The organism is Brucella sp. IR073 (genome assembly GCF_049065735.1).
GTDB lineage: Bacteria > Pseudomonadota > Alphaproteobacteria > Rhizobiales > Rhizobiaceae > Paramesorhizobium.
The window spans coordinates 444,368-467,477 of record NZ_JBAKHD010000001.1; the positions used below are offsets into that span (position 1 = coordinate 444,368).

The following is a 23,110-nucleotide window of genomic DNA, read 5'->3' on the forward strand; positions in this document are numbered from 1 at the left end:
TAGAGCAGGATGCCCGATTCAATTTGATTGCATCCTGCTCTAATCCTCTTCACGCGGCAGCGGCATGAGAATCGTGAACACCGCGCCGTGACTGTCCGCCCGGTTGCCCGCCGTGATCGTCCCGCCCATCGCCGCGACGAAGCCCCGGCAGATGGAGAGGCCGAGGCCGGTTCCGGCGCGCGTCTGGTCGCCCTTGCCGACACGGTAGAAGGTGTCGAACACCCGCTCCAGATCTTCTACCGGAATGCCCGGGCCTTCGTCCATCACTTCGATGACAGCCGCCCCGTCGCCCTCCCAGGCGTCGATGCGGATGGTTGAGCCGGGCGGGGCATATTTGGCGGCATTGTCGAGGAGGTTGAACAGCACCTGCTCGAACAGCACCGGATCGAGCCGCAGCATCGGCAGGCCGGGCGGGATATCCACTTCCACCTTGTGGCCGGCGGTGATCTTCTGCGCCCGTTTCAGCGCACTGCCCGCGATGTCACCGAGATAGTGGAGCCCGAGCTGCGGCTGCGCCGGCACCGCGCCGGATTCGATCCGCGTCATATCGAGGAGATTGGCGATGAAGCGGTTGAGCCGCTCAGATTCATCGATGATGGTGGAGAGCATCTCTCCCTTCGCCTCGTCGTCGAGCGCGCCGGAATAGTCCTTGAGCGTACCCGCCGCGCCGATGATCCCGGCAAGCGGCGTCTTCAAATCATGCGAGATGGAGGTGAGGAGGGCGGAGCGCAGATGGTCTGTCTCGGCGGCGCGCTCCACCCGGTCCATGTCCTCGACCAGATGCACCCGTTCGATGGCGAGCGCCGCCTGGTCGATGAGCGCGTCGAGCAGGCGGTGCTCGTCGGGCGTCAGCAGCGGCCCCGCACGGTCGGCGTCGATGCCGACAATGCCCACCGCGCCGCGTCCCGTGCGCATCGGTAGGAACAGGCGCTTGGCCCCGGGCAGCGTATCCGCGCCGCGCCCCGCCGGGCAATCATTCTCCCAGGCCCAGTTGGCGGCGGCAAGGTCCGCTTCGCCCAGCATATCCTCAGGCGGGTAACCGGCCTTGACGGCGATGGTGCCGTCCGCCTCCGGCAGGAGCAGCACGACGCGCACTTTCAGCATCAGCGCGGTCTGGTACGCGGTGGCCCAGAGCACATCGTCCAGCGTGCCGGCTCCCGCCAGCTTGCGGCTGAAGGCATAGAGCCGTTCCGTCGTGCGCGCCCGCGCCATGGCCGCCACGGCCTGCACCCGCGCCCGCGCGGCGATGTTGGAGACGATGAGCGCCACGATGGCGAAGAAGATGACGGCGATGACATCGGCGGGCCGCGCGACGCTAAAGGTATAATAAGGGTCGGTGAAGAAGAAATTATAGGCGAGCGTGGCCAGCACACTGGCATAGAGCGACGGCCACAGGCCGAAGCGCACGGCGATGCCCACGATGGCCGCGAGGAAGACGAGGTCGATATTCTCGATCCGCGACCAGGGCCACAACGCCATGCCGACGCCGACGCTCGCCGCCACGCCAAGCGTCGCCGCGATATAGGGGCGATAGCTGAAAACAGGGGAGGGGGCGGTCTTGACCGCGCCTTGCGCCGCGCTTTCCGCCTCGCCCGCGATGACATGCACGCTGATATTGCCGGCCCGGCGCACCAGCTCATGCACCACCGAGCCGTTGACGATCTCGAACCAGCGCGGCCGGCTGGTCTTGCCGATGACGATATGGGTGATGTTGCTGCCTTGCGCATAGGCGACGATGTCCTCGGCGATGCGCCGTTCGCTGCCGGGGATCGTCGCGGTTTCGCCGCCAAGGCTCTGGGCGAGCCGCAGCGCTTCGGCGATGCGGTCGCGCTGTTCCTCGGTCAGCGGCGGCCCGCGCCGGCTTTCGACATGGAGCGCGGTGAAAGGCGCGCGCAGCCGGTCGGCGATGCGCTTGGCATAGCGGACGAGCCCGGCGGAGCGCGGATCGGCGCTGACGCAGACGAGGACGCGCTCGCCCGCTGGCCACGGCCCCTCGATGGCTCCGGCCTGCATCTGGGTCAGCAATTGTGCGTCCACCTGCTCGGCGGTGCGGCGCAGCGCCAGTTCGCGCAGGGCGGTCAGGTTCGCCGGGGAGAAGAAATGCTTGAGCGCCCGCGCCGCCTGCTTCGGCGTATAGACCTTGCCCTCCTTCAGCCGCGCGATCAGGTCTTCCGGCGTGATATCGATGAGCTCCACCGCATCGGCGCGGCTCAGAATCGCGTCCGGCACCGTCTCACGCACCCGCACGCGCGTGATCTGCGCAATCACGTCGTTGAGGCTCTCGATATGCTGGATGTTGACGGTGGTGTAGACATCGATGCCCTGGTCGAGCAGTTCCACCACATCCATGTAGCGCTTGGGATGGCGGCTTCCCGGCGCATTGGTATGGGCCAGCTCATCCACCAGCACGATCTGCGGCCGCCGCGCGAGGATGGCGTCGAGATCCATCTCCTCGAGCTTGCGGCCCTTATAGGTGCTGTGCTTGCGCGGAATTGCCTCCAGCCCTTCGAGAAGCGCCTCGGTTTCCCTGCGCCCATGGGTTTCGACGACGCCGGCGACGACGTCGTATCCATCCTTCAGCCGCGCGCGGGCGGTTTCCAGCATCGCATAGGTCTTGCCGACGCCCGGCGCGGCGCCGACGAAAACCTTAAGCCTGCCCGCCCGCGCCTCCTCCCGCGCCGCCGCTTTCAGCAGCGCGTCGGGGGAGGGACGTTTGTCGGGGTGGTGTCGGTCGTTGGGCATCGAAGTATTTCACCATAAGCGGACTGCGGGCGGCAGGTTCGCACCCTCCCTCCCCCTTGCGGGGGTGAGGAGCGGTCGGCCGCAGCCGAGGAAAAGCCAACGATTTGGCTTTTCCAGCGACGAACGGCCCGAAGGGTCGGGTGGGGGTGGTGACGTTTGCGCTATTTTCTTCAGCAAAAGCGCGAGCGTCACCACCCCCATCCGCCCGCTAACGCGGGCACCTTCCCCGCAAGGGGGAAGGAGGGCGCTAGCCGATCCAGCAGCCCAGAGGGGGTTAGCGCCAACGCATAGCAATTTCACTTCCCATCCAGCGCCAGATTAAGCGCCAGCACATTGACCAGCCGGTCGCCGGCGAGAAAACCTCCCGGCTGGAAGGCCTGCTTCCTCACCAGCGCCTCCACTTCCGCCACCGGCACCCCGCGTGCGGTCGCCACCCGGGGCGCCTGATAAAGCGCGGCCCGTTCCGAGATATTGGGATCGAGGCCTGAGCCCGATGCCGCCGCGAGTTCCGCGGGAAGCGGGTTCTCCTTCGTTGCGCCATAGCGGGCCACGGTTTCCGCCGCCCGCGCGGTCAGGTCGCTGCTCGTCGGCGATTTGTTGCTGCCGCCCGCGCCGCCGCCATTGTAGTCCACCGCCGAAGGTCGCGGCCAGAAATATTGCGGCTTGGTAAACGCCTGGGCGATCTGGCTGCTGCCGATAACAGTGCCATCGGGTGCCGTGATGAGTGATCCGTTTGCCGTACCGGGCGTTACAGTTTGGGCGAAACCCCAGACAGCGGTGGAATATCCGGCAACGCAGATCGCCATGGTGGCGAGGCTGATGCGGATGCTGGCAAGAATGGATTCCATAGTTGGTCTCCTTTATTTCATATAGATGAGATGTTCGGCGATGGGGCCGAGCGTCGCCGCCGGGAAGAAGGTGAGCGCGCCCATGATGATGATCGTGGCAAGCAGCATTCCGGCAAAGGTGCCGTCTTCGACGCTTAAAGTGCCGCTCGATTCCGCGCTGCGCCGCTTGGCGGCAAGAGAGCCGATGATCGCCAGCGGCAGGATGATCGGGATGAAGCGGGCGAAGAACATGACGAGCCCCGTAGCCAAGTTCCACGGCACGGTGTTGTCACCAAGGCCTTCGAAGCCCGAGCCATTATTGGCCGCCGAGGAGGTGAACTCATAGAGCATTTCGCTGAAGCCGTGCGGGCCGGCATTATTGAGCGTATCGCCCCCCCACGAAGTCGAGGCGAAAATCGCCGTGCCGACGAGGATGAAGAAGCCATGGCTCAAGAGCGCCAGCATGGCGAGCTTCACCTCGCGCGCCTCGACGCGCCAGCCGAGATATTCCGGCGTGCGGCCGATCATCATGCCCGCGATGAACACGCCGACGACGATATAGAGAAACATGTTGATCATGCCGACCCCGACACCGCCGAAATCCTCGTTGAGCCACATGCCGATCATCGGCATCAGGCCGGTGAGCGGGTTGAGGCTGTCATGCATGGAGTTGACCGAGCCATTGCTGGTGGAGGTGGTCACCACCGCCCAGAGCGGGCTTGCCGAAGCGCCGAAGCGCAATTCCTTGCCTTCGAGATTGCCCGAAGTCTGCTCGATGGGCAGGCCGGCGAAGGCGGCGGTCGGGGCCGCTTCGAAAGTGACGGCGAAGGCGGTGCGGGTCAGCACCAGCGCCAGCATGACGCAGAAGAGCACGGCGGCGTGCTTCATCCGCCCGACAATGCGCCCGAACATCCATACGCAGCCCATCGGGATGATGACGATGCTGATAGTGGAGACGACATTCGTCCAGAAGCCCGGATTTTCAAAAGGATGCGTCGAGTTCGGCCCGAAGAAGCCGCCGCCATTGGTGCCGAGCTGCTTGATGGCCACGAAGGCCGCCACCGGCCCGCGCGCGATGGTCTGCTGCACGCCCTCGAGCGTGGTGGCGATGGCCGCGCCCTTGAAGGTCATCGGCGTGCCGCCCAGCACCAGGAGGCAGGCGACAATGAGCGCAACGGGCAGGAGCACGAGGAACGTCGCCCGCTGCACATCCACGAAGAAATTGCCGAGCTCCCGCCCAGCCAGCCCTCGCGCCAGCGCGGCAAGCGCGGCAATGCCCACCGCCGCCGAGACGAATTGCAGCCACATCAGCGCAGCGAGCTGCGAGAGATAGCTCATCGAGACTTCGCCGGAATAGTGCTGGAGATTGGTGTTGGTGGTGAATGAGATGGCGGTGTTGAAGATGAGGCTGCCTTCCAGCGCGCCTTTCCCATCCGGATTGAGCGGCAGATATTGCTGCAGCGCCAATATGCCGAAGCAGGCGATGAACATGACGATATTGAAGGCGAGGAGCGCAGCCAGATATTGCTTCCAGTTCTGTGAATTGCGCGTCGCCGCGCCGCCGACGGACCGGAATGCCCGCGTGAAGCCGTTCGGGCGGATGTCCTGCGGGTCCATGGCCCAGGCCATGTAGCGGCCGAGCGGCCAGGAGAGAAGCGCCGTGCCGCCGAGAATGAGCGCGACAAAGGGAATGGCGTGTAGCATCGAAAGTACTCCGGTCATGCCCTGTCGACGGCAGCGAGCAGGGCAAAGAGAAGCCCGAATGCTGCCAGTCCGAGAGCGAGATAGAGAATGGTCATTGGTTCTGTCCTTGTCTTTTTGCCCGCATGATCTTGTCCGAAAAGTCTGCAACTTTTCGGGATCATGCGCCGCTCACGCGAGGTGCAGCGCGACGACGATCATGTCGATGAGCTTGATGCCCGCGAACGGCACGATCAGCCCGCCGAGGCCGTAGATCAGCAAGTTGCGCCGCAAGAGCGGTCCCGCGCCGATGGGGCGGTAGGCAACGCCCTTCAGCGCCAGCGGAATGAGCGCGATGATGATGAGCGCGTTGAAGATGATGGCCGAGAGAATGGCGCTTTGCGGCGTTGCCAGCCCCATGATGTTGAGCGCGCCAAGCTGCGGATAGAGCGTGACGAACATCGCGGGGATGATGGCGAAATATTTCGCGACGTCGTTGGCGATGGAGAAGGTGGTCAGCGCGCCGCGCGTCATCAGCAATTGCTTGCCGATCTCCACGATCTCGATGAGCTTGGTCGGGTCGGAATCGAGGTCGATCATATTGCCCGCCTCGCGGGCGGCGACCGTGCCGGTGTTCATCGCCACGCCGACATCGGACTGGGCGAGGGCAGGAGCGTCATTGGTGCCGTCGCCGCACATGGCGACGAGCTTGCCGCGCGCCTGCTCCTCGCGGATGAGCCGCAGCTTGTCCTCCGGCGTCGCCTGGGCGAGGAAGTCATCCACACCCGCCTCCGCCGCAATCGCCGCGGCCGTCATCGGATTGTCGCCGGTAATCATCACGGTGCGGATGCCCATGCGGCGCAGTTCCGCGAAGCGCTCGCGAATGCCGCCCTTGACGATGTCTTTCAACTGGATGACGCCGAGCAGCCGCCCGTCGCGGATGACGGCGAGCGGCGTGCCGCCCGCCCTCGCGATGTCGTCGGCAATGGCCTGCAATTCCCGCGCCGTGCGGCTGTGACCCGCCTTGGGCTCGCTCTGGTCTAGATATTTCAGCACCGCATCCACCGCGCCCTTGCGGATGGATGAGCCCTCGAAATCGACGCCGCTCATCCGGCTCTGCGCCGTGAAGGGCACGAAAGTGGCGTGCAGGTTCGCCATGTCGCGGCCCCTTATGCCGTATTTTTCCTTGGCGAGCACGACGATGGAGCGTCCCTCGGGCGTCTCGTCGGCGAGCGAGGCAAGCTGCGCCGCATCCGCCAGTTCATGCTCGGTGACGCCGCTGACGGGGCGGAACCCGGTCGCCTGGCGGTTGCCGAGCGTGATCGTGCCGGTCTTGTCCAGCAGCAGCGTGTCCACATCGCCCGCCGCCTCCACCGCGCGGCCCGACATGGCAAGCACGTTGAAGCGGACCAGCCGGTCCATGCCGGCAATGCCGATGGCCGAGAGCAGCGCGCCGATGGTGGTGGGAATGAGGGTGACGAACAGTGCCACGAGGACGATGACCGGAATGGCCCCGCCCGCATAGGCGGCGAAGCTGGGGATGGTTGCCACCGCCATGACGAAGATCAGCGTCATCGCCGCCAAGAGGATGTTGAGCGCGATTTCGTTCGGCGTCTTCTGCCGCTCCGCGCCTTCGACGAGGGCGATCATCCGGTCGAGAAAGGTATTGCCGGCGCTAGCGGTGATGCGCACGCGGATCCAGTCGGAAAGCACCTGCGTGCCGCCTGTCACAGCCGAGCGGTCGCCGCCGGATTCGCGGATGACGGGCGCGGATTCGCCCGTTATCGCCGCCTCGTTGACCGAAGCGATGCCATCGATGATCTCGCCGTCGGAGGGGATGATGTCGCCCGCCTCCACCAGCACCACATCGCCTGCCCTAAGGCTCGTGCCGGGCACCAGCGTATAGCCGGACTTGCCGTCTCCGGTGAGGAGCTTCGCCTCGGTCTCGCTGCGCGAACGGCGCAAAGAATCCGCCTGCGCCTTGCCGCGCCCTTCCGCCACGGCTTCGGCGAAATTGGCGAAAAGCACGGTGAACCACAGCCAGAGGATGATCTGGAAGGAGAAGCCGAGATCATCAGCGCCCGTCGCCAGATCCCGCACGAAAAGGACGGTGGTGAGCAACGACACGACCGCCACGACGAACATCACCGGATTCTTCGCCAGGCTGCGCGGGCCGAGTTTCCGGAACGCCCCGCCGATGGCAGGAAGAAGGATATTGGCATCCATGACGGATGCGGATTTGGACTGGCTCATGGAAAGCTCCAGTTGAGACATGCGAGGAGGAGGACCGCGAGCGCTCCGCCGAGGATGAGGCCGGAAGCGCGCAAAGCCTTCCGCTCAAAAGCGCTCGGGATGGATGAGGGCATAGGTCAGATAAAGCGCGACAAAGACAGCCACCGCGCCGCCCAGCAAATAATCAGGAAACATCGTTCGAAACCTCCATTCGCGAAGGATTCTGACTCCGTTTCGCATAAAGGTTCGAGAGCGGGCGGGGAGGAAAGAAATAAAAATTCTATAAAGAAGGGGAGGGTGAGGGGAGTGAAATACTGGAGGCGGGTCGCTACATTAAACTATTTGCGCTTTAGATAGAAAAACACATATTCTTCCTCGTTGAGCCAGCACGGCTGTTGAGGCATGGATTCCTGTGACAAGCACAGGAATGACGGAGTGGAAATTTCCAGCGTTGCGAAGACCGTCGTCGCCAAGCGGAGAGGCCGGGAAACAGCTGCCGATAGCAAAGCAGCCGTCATTCCTGTGCTTGTCACAGGAATCCATGCCTCTCCATTTCCGCTATAAAAACGATGCCAAATGATATCCAAGCGATACAATCGACATGAGTCTCTAACCAGCCGACTAGTCTTCGATGCGCACTTTTCTATCTTGAATCAAAGGTGGGCGCTCTCGCAGGAAATCTTCGTCCGCCAGTGGTTCGTCTTTGAAAGACAGCCAATCTGGTCGTTTATCCTGATCACAACGCTCGGCGAAGCGTGCTTTGGCTCGCTCGCGCAATTCTTTGGAGAGAACTTCCACGTCCTCCCGGCCCCGCCATAGGCCGGAAGCCGCGCGTGTGGCCTCGCGCCAGTCCTTTTCCTCGTTTTTCTTCACGATATCATCTCCACTTTCCGGCTATACTCCAAACAATTATAACAACAACGCGCGATTGACATCCATGTCCCGCTGGTTTCCTATCGGAGCGGCAAGGATCGCCGGGTGGGGAAGCTCAAGACTGATTGCCCAGGAGGAATGGCATGCCGGTTCGCGTCGCTTGTCAGATGGCCCTGAGTATCGCGGCTGCGTTCATGATCGCCACCGGCTCGCTTGCGGCGGAGCGGCAGGTCATCACGTCAAAGGATTCCGATTATATCGGGGCGGATCTGCGGACGGTCGAGAATGTCACGCTGGAGCAATGCGAGGCGGCTTGCCTTGGCGAAAAGGCCTGCCGCGCCTTCACCTATAACACCAAGGTCCGGTGGTGTTTCCTCAAGTCCGATTTCTCCAAGCCGAGCCCTTTTCCCGGTGCGATTGCCGGTAAGGTGGTCGAAGCGGGGGCAGGGGCGGCGCCTGACATCGGCGCGCCGCCGGCTTTGAGCTTCCTGCCCGCCATGGTGATGGACGAAGCGCGGCAGGATCGGCAGCGCATAGTGGCGTTGGACAGTCCGGGCGCCGCAAGCCCTGTTCCGCCGGAAACCCAGCCCCGCGTGCTGCCGCAGCCGCGCATTCTGCCCCAGCCGGGCGAAGGGCATCCGGGGCCGCTGGCGTCTCGCCTGCCCGGTCTTCCCCTGGGCGGTCCGCTCGACGGCTACATCCACTCCGTCTCGAAAGCTCCGGACAACGTTGCCCTGTGGCTGGAACTGGCCAGCGAGGCGCTGACGGCGCAGCCCCCGGCGGGGACTCCGCCCGTCTTCTACCAGCGGCTCGCCACCTCCGCCGCCTATAATGCCTATTTGCTCTCCCGCACAGCGCTGGCCCGGGCGAGGGCGCTCGCCTTTCTGGCCGATGGGCTGCAAAAGCGGGAGCTCTACCGCCCCGCGCTCGAAGCCTATAAGGCGAGCCTCGCATTGTCGCCCGCACCGCAGGTCGAGGCTGCCTATAACGATCTGAAAGCCCGCCAGGGTTTCCGCGTGCTCGACAACACCGTCGACTCCGATAGTGCCACACCCCGCGCCTGTGTCCAGTTTTCCGAGCCGCTGGCGAAAACCGGCGTCGACTATTCCCAGTTCGTCACGCTCGACAACGCCGCGCCAAAGGCGGTGGACGCGGGCGACCGGCAGATCTGTATCGAGGGGCTTGAGCACGGCCAGCGCTACGCTGTCACCTTCCGCCCCGGCCTGCCGGATGCGGCGGGCGACAAGCTGGAAAAGCCGGTCACGCTCAATCTCTACATCCGCGACCGCGCCCCCTCCGTCCATTTCACCGGCGAGAATTTCGTGCTGCCGTCCTCCATGCGGCGCGGCATCCCGCTCGTCTCGGTCAACACATCGGCGGCTGATCTGAAGCTCTACCGCGTCAATGACCGCTCGCTTGCGGAACTGATGACCGGCTCGCAATTCTTGAAGCAGTTGAGCAGCTACCAGATTCAGAATATCGAGGACCAGCTCGGCGAGCCGGTCTGGCAGGGCAAGCTCGACATCACCCAGGACCGCAACAAGGATGTGGTGACGAGCATCCCTATCGATACGGCGTTGCCGCAGAGAAAGCCCGGCGTCTATGTGCTGACCGCCCTGCCTGACGGTGCGCGCGACGATGGCGGCGCCCGCGCCACGCAATGGTTCGTGGTCTCCAATATCGGCCTTGCGACCTATGCCGGGGAGGACGGCCTCACCGTCTTCGCCCGCTCGCTGGCGAGCGCCAAGCCGCTGCAGGGGCTGGCGCTGACCCTGCTTGCCCGCAACAATGAGGTGCTCGGGTCAGGCACAACAGATGCTGACGGACGCGTCACCTTCGCCCCCGGCTTGACGCGCGGGAGCGCCGGGCTTGCTCCCGCCGTGCTCACCGCCAAGGACGGCGAGAGCGATTATGTGTTCCTCGATCTCACCCGCGCGGGCTTCGACCTTTCCGACCGTGGTGTGGCGGGAAGGCCCGTGCCGGGGCCGATCGACGTGATGGCCTGGACCGAGCGCGGCATCTACCGCCCCGGCGAAACCGTCCATGCCACGGCGCTCGCCCGCGACCATGCGGCGATGGCGGTGGAGAATTTGCCGCTCACCTTCATCTTCTCCCGGCCCGATGGCGTCGAGGACCGGCGCATGGTGAGCCCCGGCGCGGCGCTGGGCGGCCATGTTGTGGATTTGCCGCTAACCAAAAATGCCATGCGCGGCACCTGGCACATGCGCATCCACACCGACCCCAAGGCTGCGCCCATCGCCGATATTGCCTTTCTGGTGCAGGATTTCGTGCCTGATCGCATCGAATTCGACCTGTCGAGCGCCGAGCCGGAAATCGCCATCGGAAAACCCACCAAGGTCAATGTCGATGGCCGCTATCTCTACGGCGCGCCCGCCGCCGGTCTGGCGCTGGAAGGGGAGGTGCGGCTGAAAACCTCCCGCGAGCGCGCGGGCTACCCGAACTATCTCTTCGGCCTCGCCGATGACGAGTCGGAGGAGGCAAGCCGCATCGATCTGCCCGGCCTGCCGGTGCTGGACGCCAATGGCAAGGCCGGCTTCGATGTCAACATCGACGACGCGCCTTCCACCACCCGCCCGCTCATTGCCGATGTGGTGGTGCGTATGCGCGAGATGGGCGGCCGTGCCGTCGAGCGGACGCTTGAACTGCCCGTCGTGCCGGAAGGCCCACAGATCGGCATCCGCCCGGAATTTGCCGGGCAGCAGGTGCCGGAGAACTCCACCGCCGCCTTCAAGGTCATCGCCATCGACCCCACGGGCAAGCGCGAAGGCCTCGCCGGGGTGAAATGGTCGCTCGTCCGGCTGGAGACGAATTACCAATGGTATCGCAATGGCGACCAGTGGAAATATGAGCCGGTGACCTATACCAAACAGGTCGCCAACGGCACGCTGGCGCTTGACCCGGAAGGCGATGGCGCGCCCATTTCTTTCCCCGTCACCTGGGGCCGCTACCGGCTTGAGGTCAACACCGATGACGCGGCGGGCCCCGCAAGCAGCGTCGAGTTCGATGCAGGCTGGTATGTCGCCGCGCGCTCCACCGAGACGCCCGACGGCCTTGAAATCGCGCTCGACAAGGAAAGCTATGCCCCCGGCGACGTCGCCAAGCTCCAAATCTCCCCCCGCTTCGCCGGGGAGGCGCTGATAACAATCGGCGCGGACCGGCTCCGGATGGTGAAGACCGTCAGCGTGCCGCAGGCCGGCGCGACCGTCGATATCCCCGTCGGCAATGATTGGGGCGCGGGAGCCTATGTGACGGCGACGCTGTTCCGCCCCGGCGACGCGCAGGCGACCCGCATGCCGATGCGCGCCATCGGCATCAAATGGCTGAAAATCGATCCGGGCGCGCGCAAGCTCGCGGTAAATCTGGCTACGCCGGAGAAGACGCAGCCGCGCCAGCCATTGCAAATCCCCATCGAAGTGCCCGGCCTGAAAGCAGGCGACACCGCCTATGTCACCGTCGCCGCCGTCGATGTCGGCATCCTGAACCTGACGAAATATCAGGCCCCCGACCCTGACGGATGGTATTTCGGCCAGCGCCAGCTGGGGCTGGAAATCCGCGACCTCTATGGCCGCCTGATCGACGGCTCGCTCGGCACCATGGGCAAGATCCGCACCGGCGGCGATGGCGGCGGCATGCTGGCCGAGGGCAGCCCACCGACACAGAAGCTCATCGCCTTCTTCTCCGGCCCGGTCAAGCTCGATGCGCAAGGCAAGGCCAATGTCAGCTTCGACATGCCTGAGTTTAACGGCACGGTCCGCGTCATGACCACCGCCTGGACCAAAAGCGGCGTCGGCCATGCGGTGAAGGATGTCATCGTCCGCGACCCCGTGGTCGTCACCGCCAGCCTGCCCGAATTCCTCGCCCCCGGCGACAAATCGCAGCTGCGCCTCGACATAGCCAACACGGACGGCCCGGCGGGCGATTATGCGCTTGGCGTGGATGCTGAGGGACCGGTCTCGGTGGATATGGCGAACGCGCCGAAGAGCGTGCAATTGGCGCAAGGCGGCAAGGCGAGCCTCACCATTCCCCTGACCGCGAGCGCGGTGGGCGCGGGCAGCCTCGCCCTGCGTTTGACCCATCCCGATGGCATCCATGTCGGGCAAACGCTGAACGTCCCCGTCCGTCCCGCCGCCATGCCCGTGGCGGCCCGGCGCGAGGTGACCTTGAAGCCCAATGGCGGCAGCCTCACCATCAACCGCGAGCTCCTGGCGTCGAGCCTCATGGATGGCGCTTCGGTTGATGTCAGCGTCTCGCGCTATCCCGGCTTCAACATCCCGGCGCTCCTCGCCGCGCTCGACCGCTACCCCTATGGCTGCGCCGAGCAGGTGACGAGCCGCGCCATGCCGCTGCTGTACCTCAACCAATTGTCCGCCCTGGCAGGCATGGACCAGACGCCTGACGTGAAAAAGCGCATCGATGACGCGATAGCGAGCGTACTCTCCTACCAATCCTCCACCGGCAGCTTCGGTCTGTGGAGCCCCGGCTCCGGCGATCTCTGGCTCGACGCCTATATCACCGATTTCCTCACCCGCGCGCGGGAGGAGGGCTATACGGTGCCTGACGAAGCGATGGGGCAGGCGCTCGACAACCTCCAGAACGCGCTCGCCTATGATACCAATGTCAAGGATCAGGGCAGCGGCATTGCCTATGCGCTCTATGTGCTGGCGCGCAACCGCCGCGCCAATGTCGGCGACCTCAGATATTACGCCGACACGCAGCTCGACAATTTCCGCTCGCCGCTCGCCCGCGCGCAACTGGCCGCCGCCCTGTCGCTTTATGGCGATGCGCCGCTTGCGCAGAGCACCTTCACGTCAGCCTATCAGCTGGCGCTTTCCACGCCTTCCGACCCGGCCCGCGCCGATTACGGCTCCGCCTTGCGTGACAGCGCCGGGATGCTGGCGCTGGCGGCGGAGAGCCGGCCCGTGCCCAATCAGGTGCCGCAGATGATCAATCTCGTCCAGTCGCTGCGCAACCAGACAACGGCGCTGAGCACGCAGGACGATGCATGGATGCTGCTTGCCGCCCGCGCGCTGAAAGGCAACGACAAAACGATCTCCCTGGCAATAAACGGCCAGAAGCAGACCGGTAATTTCGCCGAAACGTTGTCCGGACAGGATGTGCTCGACGCGCCGCAAACCATCGTCAACAGAGGCACAAAACCCGTGCAGGCGGTGGTGACGACCCTTGCCGCCCCCAAAGACCCGCTCCCCGCCGGCGGCAACGGCTTCTCCATCACGCGCAGCTATTATACGCTCGACGGCAAGGAAGCGGATGTGATGGATGCCAAGCAGAACGAGCGCTTCGTCGTGGTGCTGAAGGTGACGGAGAACAATGCCTGGACCTCGCGCGTGCTCGTCACCGACCTCCTTCCGGCCGGCTTCGAGATCGACAATCCGAGCCTCGTGTCGAGCGCCGATCTGCAGAATTTCGAATGGTTGGGCCAAACCGACACCGCCCACAGCGAATTCCGCACCGACCGCTTCGTCGCCGCCTTCGACCGCACAAGCTACAGCCCGCGCGAGTTCACGGTGGCCTATGTGGTGCGGGCGGTGACACCCGGCACCTACGCGCTGCCGGCGGCGAGCGTGGAGGATATGTATAGGCCGGAGTTGTCGGCACGGACGGCGGCGGGGTTGATGGAGGTGAGGGGGGGTGAATAAAGGAGAACGTGGTGTGGGCAATTCACATCGGGTTGGATAGGCTGGCGGGCCAACGCTCGCGCCCTCCTTCCCCCTTGCGGGGAAGGTGCCCGCGTCAGCGGGCGGATGGGGGTGGTGACGTTTGCGCTTTTGCTGAAGACCGTGGCGCAAACGTTACCACCCCCACCCGACCCTTCAGGCCACCCTCCCCGCAAGGGGGAGGGAAGGTGCGAACCTCCCGCCGACGTTTAAAATGACCCGCTCCAAACCCTTCATCCTCACCGCCGCGACATTCCTAACCCTCGCCGCGCTCCTCCTCGCAGCCCACACCCTCGACAGCCTCTATCCGCCCCCTCTCACGCCTGCCCTCTCCACCGAAGTCCTCGACCGCAATGGCCATCTCCTGCGCGCCTTTGCCACCAAGGACGGCCGTTGGCGTCTTAAAACCACCCTTGACGATGTCGACCCCCGCCTCGTCGAAATGCTCGTCGCCTACGAGGACCGCCGCTTCTGGTCGCATCACGGCATTGACCCGCTGGCGCTCCTTCGCGCGGCGGGGCAGCTCGTCACCCATGGCCGCATCGTCTCCGGCGGCTCGACGCTTTCCATGCAGCTCGCCCGCCTCATCGAGCCGCGTTCAGAGCGCAGCCTCACCGCCAAGCTGCGCCAGATGGCGCGGGCGGTGCAGATCGAGCGGCGGCTCACCAAGCGCGAAATCCTCGAACTCTACCTTACCCTCGCGCCCTATGGCGGCAATCTCGAGGGGGTGCGGGCGGCGAGCCTCGCCTGGTTCGGCAAGGAGCCGCGCCGTCTCACCATCGCCGAGGCGGCGCTGCTGGTCGCTCTGCCGCAATTGCCCGAAAAGCGCCGTCCCGACCGCAATCTCCCCGGCGCCCGCGCCGCCCGCGAGCGCGTCTTGCAGCGCATGGGAACAACCGGCGTCATCGACCCGCGCGAAATCGAGCGCGCGTCAGCCGAAGCGGTCCCCTCCACCCGCCACGCTTTGCCGGCATTCGCCGCCCACCTGGCAAACGACGCGGTGCGCGCCGACCCCAAGGCCCGCGTGCACAAGATCACGCTCGACCGCCGGGTGCAGGAGGGCCTCGAAAGCGTGGCAAAGAACGCCGCCGCCAGCCTCGGCCCGAAACTCTCCATCGCTATGCTGCTTGCCGATGCGTCCACGGGCGAAATCCTGGGTCATGTCGGCTCGGCGGATTATTTCGATGATAAGAGGTGGGGCTGGATCGACATGACCAAAATCCCGCGCTCCCCCGGCTCGACGCTGAAACCCTTCATCTACGGCCTCGCCTTCGAGGACGGCCTCGTGCGGCAGGAGACGATCATCGAAGACCGCCCCGCCAGCTTCTCCGGCTACCGCCCGCACAATTTCGACATGAGTTATCAGGGTGACGTGACGATCCGCGAGGCGTTGCAACTATCCCTCAACGTCCCCGCCATCCGCCTACTCGACGCCGTCGGCCCGACGCGGTTGGTGGTCCGCTTCAGGCGGGCAGGCGTGGAGCCGCAATTGCCGAAGGGCGAAGCGCCGGGACTGGCGATTGGGCTCGGCGGGGTAGGAGTGACGCTGCGGGATCTGGTGCAATTATATGCCGGGCTGGCGAATGGGGGGAGGGTGGTGCGATTGCGGGAGTATTTTCCGGAAAAGGAAGGGCGCGACGATACCCCCCTCTGTCCTGCCGGACATCTCCCCCTCAAGGGGGGAGATTACGCCTTCATAGACGCGCGGCACCAATCGTCATCGTTGCAGAACGAGAGCGAAGGGCCGTGCAAGCCAATCTCCCCCCTTGAGGGGGAGATGTCCGGCAGGACAGAGGGGGGTATCGTCGCGCCGACAGTTCCAATTAACGATATGCCGCCCCTCCTCCCCCCCGCCGCCGCATGGACCGTCGCCGACATCCTCTCCCACGTCCTCCCGCCCAAGGGCAGTCCGAAGCGCGGCATCGCCTATAAGACCGGCACGAGCTATGGTTATCGCGATGCGTGGTCGGTGGGTTATGACGGGCGGTATGTGCTGGGCGTTTGGGTCGGCCGCGCCGACAATGCCGCGACGCCTGATATCACCGGCTACGCCACCGCCGCGCCGATCCTGTTCGAGGGCTTCGCCAAATCCGGCCTCGCCCCCGTGTCCTTCCCCCGCCCGCCCGCGGGGGCTGTGCGCATGGCGCGGGACGAGCTGCCCGTCAGCCTGCGCCGTTTCTCCCCCGGCGGGCTCGTCACCGCTGGGGCCCGCGAGGCTGCGCCGCAGATCGTCTACCCGCCCGAGGGCGCGCGGGTGGAGCTTCTCTCCGGTCAATCCGGCGACCCCGCGCCTCTGATGCTGAAACTTCAAGGCGGCCGCGCCCCGTTCCGCTGGCTCGCCAATGGCCGCCCGCTCCCCGAGCCCTCCCGCCGCCGCACCACCGCCTGGACCCCCGACGGCGCCGGCTATTCCACGCTGACTGTCATCGATGCGGCGGGGAGGGCGGCGAGTGTGAAGGTTTTCGTAGAAGGGAGTAGGGGAGTAGGGGAGTAGGGGAATATGTTGGCCCTACTCCCTTATTCCCTTATTCCCCTACTCCCCTATCAATACGGACTCTCCACCCGCCCCATCTCCACATACACCGTCTTGATCTGGCTATAATGCTCCAGCGCCGCGAGACCGTTCTCGCGCCCGATGCCGGATTGCTTGTAGCCGCCGAAGGGCACTTCGACGGGGGTGAGGTTATAGGCGTTGATCCAGCAGGTGCCGGCCTTGATCTGGCTGATAACGCGGTGGCCGCGGGCGAGATCTGATGTGAAGACGCCCGCCGCGAGGCCGAATTCCGTGTCGTTGGCCCGCGCGATCACCTCGTCCTCGTCGGAAAAATCGAGGATGCTCATCACGGGCCCGAAGATTTCCTCCCGTGCGATGGTCATGTCGTCGGTGACATCGGTGAACACGGTCGGCTCGATGAAGAAGCCCTTCTCGAACCCCTGCAAATGAGGCACGCCGCCGCCGCAGGCAAGCGTTGCACCTTGCGCCTTGCCCTTTTCGATATAGCCCAGCACCTTCTCGCGCTGGGCGGCGCTGATGAGCGGGCCCATCTGTGTCGCCTCGTCCATGGGGTCGCCGATGCGGATGGCGCGGGTGCGCTCGATAAGCCGTTCGACAAACCGCTCGCGGATGCTCTTGTGCACGAAGACGCGTGTGCCGTTCGAGCACACCTGCCCGGTGGAGTAGAAATTGCCCAGCATCGCCCCGCCGATGGCGCTTTCAATGTCGGCATCCTCGAAGACGATGAGCGGCGACTTGCCGCCGAGCTCCATCGTCACATGCTTCAAATGCGCCCCCGCCTGCGCCATGATGCGCCTGCCCGTCGGCACCGAGCCGGTGAGCGACACCTTGGCGACGAGCGGGTGGACGACAAGCTCCGCGCCGACATCGCCGAAACCCTGCGCCACATTGAATAGCCCGTCCGGTAGCCCGGCTTCCTTATAGGCTTCCGCCAGCGCCAGCGCCGAGAGCGGCGTGTTCTCGGACGGCTTGAAGATGAAGGCATTGCCCATGGCGAGCGCCGGGGCGGATTTCCACGCCGCGATCTGGATCGGATAATTCCACGCGCCGATGCCCACGCACACGCCCAGCGCCTCGCGCCGCGTATAGGCGAAGGAGCCGCCGAGATCGACATATTCGCCATTGAACCCGGCGACGATGCCGCCCAGGAACTCCAGCGCATCCGCCGCCGAAGCCGCATCCGCCACCAGCGTCTCCTGCAGGGCCTTGCCGGTGTCGAGCGTCTCGAGCTCGGAAAGCTGCCGGTTCTTCGCGCGCAGGATTTCCGCCGTGCGCCGCAGGATGCGCCCGCGCTCGGCGGGCTTCAGCGCCGCCCATGCGGGCTGGGCCTTAGCCGCGGCACTGACCGCCTGCTCGATGATATCTGGCGTGGCGGAGTGGAGCCGCGCGACGGTTTCTCCGGTCGCGGGGTAGAGGACGGGCAGTTCCTTGCCGGATTTGTCCTCTACGAACTGGCCGTTGATGAAATGCGAGGCTTTCGGTTGTGCGCGCATTAAAGGGCTCCTGAAATTGAAAATATAGCGGCTGCGACACCCCCCTCTGTCCTGCCGGACATCTCCCCCACAAGGGGGGAGATTGGCTGTGAGGTCTGCCTTCGCTAATCACGAACGCTGCAGAATAAAGTGCCATCACCTATGCAGGCCAATCTCCCCCCTTGTGGGGGAGATGCCCGGCAGGGCAGAGGGGGTGTCCTGGCGCCGGCATTTCCATAAATCGTCATCTCACCGATCCGACACCCGCCACCGCGGATTAACCCATGGCTCCTGATTAGACCGCGGCAATGGACCAACCCCCAGAATATGATCCGCCGCCTTTTCCCCGGTCATAATCGAAGGCGCGTTCAGATTGCCATTGGTGATGCGCGGGAAGATCGAAGAGTCCGCGACGCGCAAGCCCTCCACGCCGATCACCCGGCATTCCGGATCGACCACGCTCATCGGATCATCCGCCGCCCCCATCTTGCACGTGCCGCATGGATGAAACGCGCTTTCCACATGCGCGCGGATGAAATCATCGATCTCCTCGTCGCTTTGCACATGCGCCCCCGGCTGGATCTCCCGCCCGCGATAGGGATCGAACGCCGCCTGCCCGAAAATCTCCCGCGTCAGCCGTACGCAATGGCGGAAATCGCTCCAGTCGTCCGGATGCGACATATAATTGAAGCGGATGACGGGCTTTTCCCTTGGGTCGGCGGAGCGCAGGGTGACGGAGCCGCGCGATTTCGACCGCATCGGCCCGACATGCGCCTGGAAGCCATGCCCGTCCGCCGCCGCCTTGCCGTCATAGCGGATCGCGACGGGCAGGAAATGATACTGGATATCAGGATATTCGACACCCGGCTTCGACCGCACAAAGGCGGCGGATTCGAAATGGTTGGTCGCGCCGTGGCCGTTCTTGAAAAACAGCCACTGCGCCCCGATCAGCGCCTTGGAGAACAGGTTGAGCCGGGAATAGAGCGTGATCGGCTCCAGACATTCCTGCTGGATATAGACCTCCAGATGGTCCTGCAAATTCTGCCCGACGCCCGGACGGTCGGCCACCACCTCGATGCCATGCTGCCGCAAATGCGCGGCGGGGCCGATGCCTGAGAGCATCAGCAGCTTGGGCGAGTTGATCGACGAGGCCGAGACGATCACCTCCCGCCGCGCCTTGATGGTGTGAATTTTCCCGCCGCCCTCGGCCTCGACGCCGGTGGCGCGCCCGTTCTCGATCACGATCTTCCGCGCCAGCCCCCGGACGAGGCTGACATTCTGACGCTTCAGCGCGGGCTTCAAATATGCATTGGCGGCGGACCAGCGGCGTCCCTTGTAGATCGTCTGCTCCATGGCCCCGAAGCCTTCCTGCTTCGCGCCATTATAATCCTCCGTCACCTCGAAGCCCGCCTGCCGCCCCGCCTCGACAAAGGCATGGAACAGCGGGTTGCGGCGGCTGCCGCGCTGGACATGCAGGGGGCCGCCCGTGCCGCGCCAGCCTTCTTCGCCGCCATGCGAATTTTCCATCCGCCTGAAATAGGGCAGCACATCCGCATAAGCCCAGCCGCGCGCCCCGCTTTCCGCCCAATGGTCGAAATCCCGGGCATGGCCGCGCACATAGACCATGCCGTTGATCGAGGAGGAGCCGCCGATCACCTTGCCGCGCGGCGTGACGAGGCTGCGCCCGCCAAGGTGCGGCTCCGGCTCCGAGGCGAAGCCCCAATCATAGGCCGCCATGTTCATGGGATAGGAGAGGGCGGCGGGCATCTGGATGAGCGGCCCCATATCTGTGCCGCCATATTCTATGACGATAACGGAGTGCCTGCCATTCTCCGACAGGCGATAGGCCAGCGCCGAGCCCGCCGATCCCGAACCGATGATGACGAAATCCGCTTCCATCCGGCTCATGCCTTCAGCTGAACGCTAATGTAATCTTCGACGAGCGCCACCGCCGACGCCGCATCCGGCGCGCCATCCCCCAGCGCGTGGCGGATATAGAGCCCGTCGATCATCGCGCCCGCGCCTTCGGCAATCCGTGTGGCCTTCTCCCGCCCGCAAAGGGGGCCCAGCGCGCCGGCGAGGTTGGAATGGAGCCGCCGGGCATAGACCCGCAGCAACCGCCGTGTCTCGGCCGATTGCTGCGCATGGACATAGAAGGTGAGCCAGGCCGCCACGGTGCGCGGCGCGAATTGCTTGGGCGAGAAATTGACCGCTATGATCGCCGAGACCCGCTCGCGTGGGCCGGAAGCCTCCCGCAGCGCCGCGCGCAAATCCTGCCCGAGTTCGGCAAGGAGATGGCGCATGGTGGCGAGCAGCAATTGCTCCTTGCCGCCGAAATAATGATGCGCCAGCGCCGGCGAAACGCCCGCCTCATGCGCAATCTGCGCCACCGTGACATCCAGCGAGCCGCGCTCCCCGATCGTGCGTATCGCCGCATCGATCAGCTCCCGCCGCCGCATGGGCTCCATTCCGATCTTGGGCATGGGGTGGGTTCCGGTTGTGGTGGTTGGGGTAGTGTATGTTTGATTGACTGATCAATCAATAAAAAACGGACGGGCGCACCTGACGACGTGGGAGGTGAAGAGGTGATAGCCTGAAACGCGGTGCGTGCCATTCACCCCCCCCTCTGCCCTGCCGGGCATCTCCCCCTCAAGGGGGAGATTGGCTGTTCCTACCGGTTCCGCTAATCACCGACCTTGCAAAATGAAGCGCCGGCATTGATGAAGGCCAATCTCCCCCCTTGAGGGGGAGATGCCCGGCAGGGCAGAGGGGGGTGGAGCGCGCGCGCGGAGTGACGAAGGAAGCGCTTCCATGTGATGCTCCTCATCCCTTATTCCCCTCCACCCTCATCGCCGCTATACAGTTCCCCGAACAAACTCCGAAAAAACGAAAGCGCGCATCATGAGCAATCCTGTTCTCGTCGAGGTTTATCGTGGCCCCCTCGTGGAGAGCCGCCATCGCGGGGCGGTCGCGGTGGTCGATGGCGACGGGCGCTTGGTGTTTTCGCTTGGCGATGTCGAGCGGCCGGTCTTTCCGCGTTCGGCGATCAAGGCGATCCAGGCGCTGCCGCTGGTCGAGAGCGGCGCGGCGGATGCCTTCGGCTTCGATAACAAGGACCTCGCCATGGCCTGCGCCTCGCATTCGGGCGAGCCGGAGCATGTCGCGCGCGCGGCCTCCATGCTGGAGCGCGCGGGCTTGGATAGCACAGCGCTCGAATGCGGCGTCCATTGGCCATTCGAGCTGCCGGTGACCTTGAAGCTCGCCAAGAGCGGACAGGAGCCGACGCCGCTGCACAACAATTGCTCCGGCAAGCATTCGGGCTTCCTCGCCACCTGCATGCATTGCGGTTTCGAGACGAAGGGCTATGTCGCGCTGGGCTCTGAGATTCAGGAACTGGTGCGCGAGACCATGGAGTCCGTCACCGGCGCGCCCCATTCCGTCGATCTCTGCGGCACCGATGGCTGCTCAATCCCGACCTATGCCATCCCGCTCATCGCGCAGGCGCGGGGCTTTGCTCGTATGGCGACCGGAAACGGCCTTGCCCCGGAGCGGGCGAAGGCGGCACGGCGGCTGGTGGAAGCCTGCATGGCCGAGCCTTTCTATGTCGCCGGCTCGAAGCGCGCCTGCACGGCCCTGATGACCATGGCCCCCGGCCGCGTCTTCGTGAAAACGGGCGCGGAAGGCGTCTTCACCGGCGCCGTGCCCGAGCTCGGCCTCGCCTTCGCACTCAAATGCGACGACGGCGCGACACGGGCTTCCGAAGCCATGGTCGCCAGCGTCCTCTCCCGCATCTTCGCCGCCGAGCCGGAGTTGAGCGCAAAGTTCGACCGCTATGCCACCCGCGAGTTGAAGAACTGGAACGGCATTCCGCTTGGTGCCGTCGCTCCCGCCGAGGAACTGACAGCCGCGAGGATCGGATAGGCAAGTTCACGACCTTTAGCCCCCGAATGGCCGCATTATGTCTATTTTAAAGCCTCATCGCTAGGCTGGCGGGCCTCGTTTTTCGCAAGTAGGGCGTTCGCATGATCCGCATTTACTGTCTCGATAGCGACCATCTGATACTGGTCGAGGAGGAAGCGGGAAGCACGCTGCCCGCAAATGCGGTATGGATCGACCTCCTCAACCCGACGCCGGACGAGGAAAAGACCGTCGAAACATGGATCGGCGCCGATATCCCGACCCATGCGGATATGGTCGATATCGCGGAATCGAGCCGGTTCTACATGGAAAACGGCGCGCAATATCTGACCGCGCCCATTCTTTATACCGTCGGCAAGGATCATCGTAAGACCGCGCCGATTTCCTTCGTGCTTTCAGGCAGGCTGCTGGTCACGGCCCGCTATACCGAGCCCAGGGCCTTCGCGCTCTATATCGAGCGGGCCATGAAGCCGGGCAATGGCCTTATCGATGCCAAATGTTCCGGCCTCGCCATCCTTCTCGGCCTTCTGGAAGCGGCGACGGACCGGCTGGCCGATATATTGGAAGCCGTCTCGGAGAAGATCGAGGAGGAATCCCAGTCGATCTTCCACTTGCGGGCTCATGACCGCCCGATGACGAACAGGGATTTCCGCCTGCTGCTGACGCATATTGGCGGCCAGGGCGCGTTTCTCTCCAAGGTGCGCGAGAGCCTGGCAGGCATCAGCCGCCTGCTCGTCTACGTCACCACCAATTTGCAGGCGAGCGGCGCAGACAAGGACAAGCGAGCCTGGATCAAATCGCTGGAGCGGGACGCGCAATCGCTGGAAAACTATGTCGATTTCCTCTCGAACAAGATCAATTTCCTGCTCGACACGGTGGTGGGCCTCATCTCGGTCGAGCAGAACGCCATCATCAAGATCTTCTCGGTCGCCGCGGTCGGCTTCATGCCGCCGACGCTGATCGCCTCGATCTACGGGATGAACTTCCACTTCATGCCGGAGTTGAAGGAGCCATGGGGCTATCCGCTGGCCCTGATCCTGATGGTGGTGTCCGCCATCCTGCCGCTGATCTACTTCCGCCGGAAGGGGTGGCTATAGCCGCAATTGACCAACGCTTCCGTCAAAAAAGCTAAACCGCTCTAAGCTGAAACCGGAA

General features: G+C 64.5%; 13 protein-coding genes. 4 read left to right on the plus strand and 9 right to left on the minus strand.

Annotated features, from left to right (window positions below; genetic code table 11):
* Nucleotides 1-39 precede the first annotated feature (39 nt).
* From ACOWVG_RS02225 to ACOWVG_RS02250, 6 genes are all read right to left on the minus strand, one after another.
* Nucleotides 40-2,742 carry an ATP-binding protein gene (locus ACOWVG_RS02225; protein ID WP_420959849.1) on the minus strand — a complete coding sequence of 901 codons (2,703 nt, stop codon included), beginning with the start codon at nucleotides 2,740-2,742 and terminating at the stop codon, nucleotides 40-42.
* A 296-nt stretch (nucleotides 2,743-3,038) separates the two neighbouring features.
* A complete protein-coding gene (locus ACOWVG_RS02230; protein WP_420959851.1) occupies nucleotides 3,039-3,590 on the minus strand; it encodes a potassium-transporting ATPase subunit C in 552 nt (183 codons plus the stop codon).
* 12 nt (nucleotides 3,591-3,602) lie between these two features.
* On the minus strand, nucleotides 3,603-5,273 hold the full coding sequence (gene kdpA, locus ACOWVG_RS02235; RefSeq protein ID WP_420959852.1) for a potassium-transporting ATPase subunit KdpA: 1,671 nt from the start codon (nucleotides 5,271-5,273) through the stop codon (nucleotides 3,603-3,605).
* 168 nt (nucleotides 5,274-5,441) lie between these two features.
* The gene (gene kdpB, locus ACOWVG_RS02240) at nucleotides 5,442-7,502 is read right to left on the minus strand and encodes a potassium-transporting ATPase subunit KdpB (RefSeq protein ID WP_420959854.1); all 2,061 of its coding nucleotides are present in this window, start codon (nucleotides 7,500-7,502) and stop codon (nucleotides 5,442-5,444) included.
* Between the two features lie 84 nt (nucleotides 7,503-7,586).
* Nucleotides 7,587-7,676: a K(+)-transporting ATPase subunit F gene (gene kdpF, locus ACOWVG_RS02245; RefSeq protein WP_420959855.1), complete on the minus strand. Its 90-nt coding sequence runs from the start codon at nucleotides 7,674-7,676 to the stop codon at nucleotides 7,587-7,589.
* 426 nt (nucleotides 7,677-8,102) lie between these two features.
* Nucleotides 8,103-8,354, minus strand: a complete 252-nt coding sequence (locus ACOWVG_RS02250; protein WP_420959856.1) for a hypothetical protein — start codon at nucleotides 8,352-8,354, stop codon at nucleotides 8,103-8,105.
* A gap of 143 nt (nucleotides 8,355-8,497) precedes the next feature.
* Here ACOWVG_RS02250 and ACOWVG_RS02255 point away from each other — a divergent pair, with 143 nt between their 5' ends.
* Nucleotides 8,498-14,032 carry an alpha-2-macroglobulin family protein gene (locus ACOWVG_RS02255; protein WP_420959857.1) on the plus strand — a complete coding sequence of 1,845 codons (5,535 nt, stop codon included), beginning with the start codon at nucleotides 8,498-8,500 and terminating at the stop codon, nucleotides 14,030-14,032.
* A gap of 232 nt (nucleotides 14,033-14,264) precedes the next feature.
* Entirely contained in the window at nucleotides 14,265-16,544 is a 2,280-nt protein-coding gene (gene pbpC, locus ACOWVG_RS02260) for a penicillin-binding protein 1C (protein ID WP_420959858.1), read from the plus strand.
* A gap of 50 nt (nucleotides 16,545-16,594) precedes the next feature.
* Here pbpC and betB read toward each other — a convergent pair whose 3' ends face one another.
* From betB to betI, 3 genes are all read right to left on the minus strand, one after another.
* The gene (gene betB / locus ACOWVG_RS02265) at nucleotides 16,595-18,058 is read right to left on the minus strand and encodes a betaine-aldehyde dehydrogenase (RefSeq protein ID WP_420959859.1); all 1,464 of its coding nucleotides are present in this window, start codon (nucleotides 18,056-18,058) and stop codon (nucleotides 16,595-16,597) included.
* A gap of 228 nt (nucleotides 18,059-18,286) precedes the next feature.
* The gene (gene betA / locus ACOWVG_RS02270; RefSeq protein ID WP_420959860.1) at nucleotides 18,287-19,936 is read right to left on the minus strand and encodes a choline dehydrogenase; all 1,650 of its coding nucleotides are present in this window, start codon (nucleotides 19,934-19,936) and stop codon (nucleotides 18,287-18,289) included.
* 5 nt (nucleotides 19,937-19,941) lie between these two features.
* The gene (gene betI, locus ACOWVG_RS02275) at nucleotides 19,942-20,520 is read right to left on the minus strand and encodes a transcriptional regulator BetI (protein WP_420959861.1); all 579 of its coding nucleotides are present in this window, start codon (nucleotides 20,518-20,520) and stop codon (nucleotides 19,942-19,944) included.
* A 415-nt stretch (nucleotides 20,521-20,935) separates the two neighbouring features.
* Here betI and ACOWVG_RS02280 point away from each other — a divergent pair, with 415 nt between their 5' ends.
* The gene (locus ACOWVG_RS02280; RefSeq protein ID WP_420960157.1) at nucleotides 20,936-21,958 is read left to right on the plus strand and encodes an asparaginase; all 1,023 of its coding nucleotides are present in this window, start codon (nucleotides 20,936-20,938) and stop codon (nucleotides 21,956-21,958) included.
* A gap of 101 nt (nucleotides 21,959-22,059) precedes the next feature.
* The gene (locus ACOWVG_RS02285; RefSeq protein WP_420959862.1) at nucleotides 22,060-23,052 is read left to right on the plus strand and encodes a magnesium transporter CorA family protein; all 993 of its coding nucleotides are present in this window, start codon (nucleotides 22,060-22,062) and stop codon (nucleotides 23,050-23,052) included.
* Nucleotides 23,053-23,110 lie beyond the last annotated feature (58 nt).

Excerpts from the sequence above, each read along its gene's own strand:
- ACOWVG_RS02225 (WP_420959849.1), bottom strand. The coding sequence starts at position 2,742 with ATGCCCAACGACCGACACCACCCCGACAAACGTCCCTCCCCCGACGCG.
- ACOWVG_RS02230 (WP_420959851.1), bottom strand. The coding sequence starts at position 3,590 with ATGGAATCCATTCTTGCCAGCATCCGCATCAGCCTCGCCACCATGGCG.
- kdpA (WP_420959852.1), bottom strand. The coding sequence starts at position 5,273 with ATGCTACACGCCATTCCCTTTGTCGCGCTCATTCTCGGCGGCACGGCG.
- kdpB (WP_420959854.1), bottom strand. The coding sequence starts at position 7,502 with ATGAGCCAGTCCAAATCCGCATCCGTCATGGATGCCAATATCCTTCTT.
- kdpF (WP_420959855.1), bottom strand. The coding sequence starts at position 7,676 with ATGTTTCCTGATTATTTGCTGGGCGGCGCGGTGGCTGTCTTTGTCGCG.
- ACOWVG_RS02255 (WP_420959857.1), top strand. The coding sequence starts at position 8,498 with ATGCCGGTTCGCGTCGCTTGTCAGATGGCCCTGAGTATCGCGGCTGCG.
- pbpC (WP_420959858.1), top strand. The coding sequence starts at position 14,265 with ATGACCCGCTCCAAACCCTTCATCCTCACCGCCGCGACATTCCTAACC.
- betB (WP_420959859.1), bottom strand. The coding sequence starts at position 18,058 with ATGCGCGCACAACCGAAAGCCTCGCATTTCATCAACGGCCAGTTCGTA.
- betA (WP_420959860.1), bottom strand. The coding sequence starts at position 19,936 with ATGGAAGCGGATTTCGTCATCATCGGTTCGGGATCGGCGGGCTCGGCG.
- betI (WP_420959861.1), bottom strand. The coding sequence starts at position 20,520 with ATGCCCAAGATCGGAATGGAGCCCATGCGGCGGCGGGAGCTGATCGAT.
- ACOWVG_RS02285 (WP_420959862.1), top strand. The coding sequence starts at position 22,060 with ATGATCCGCATTTACTGTCTCGATAGCGACCATCTGATACTGGTCGAG.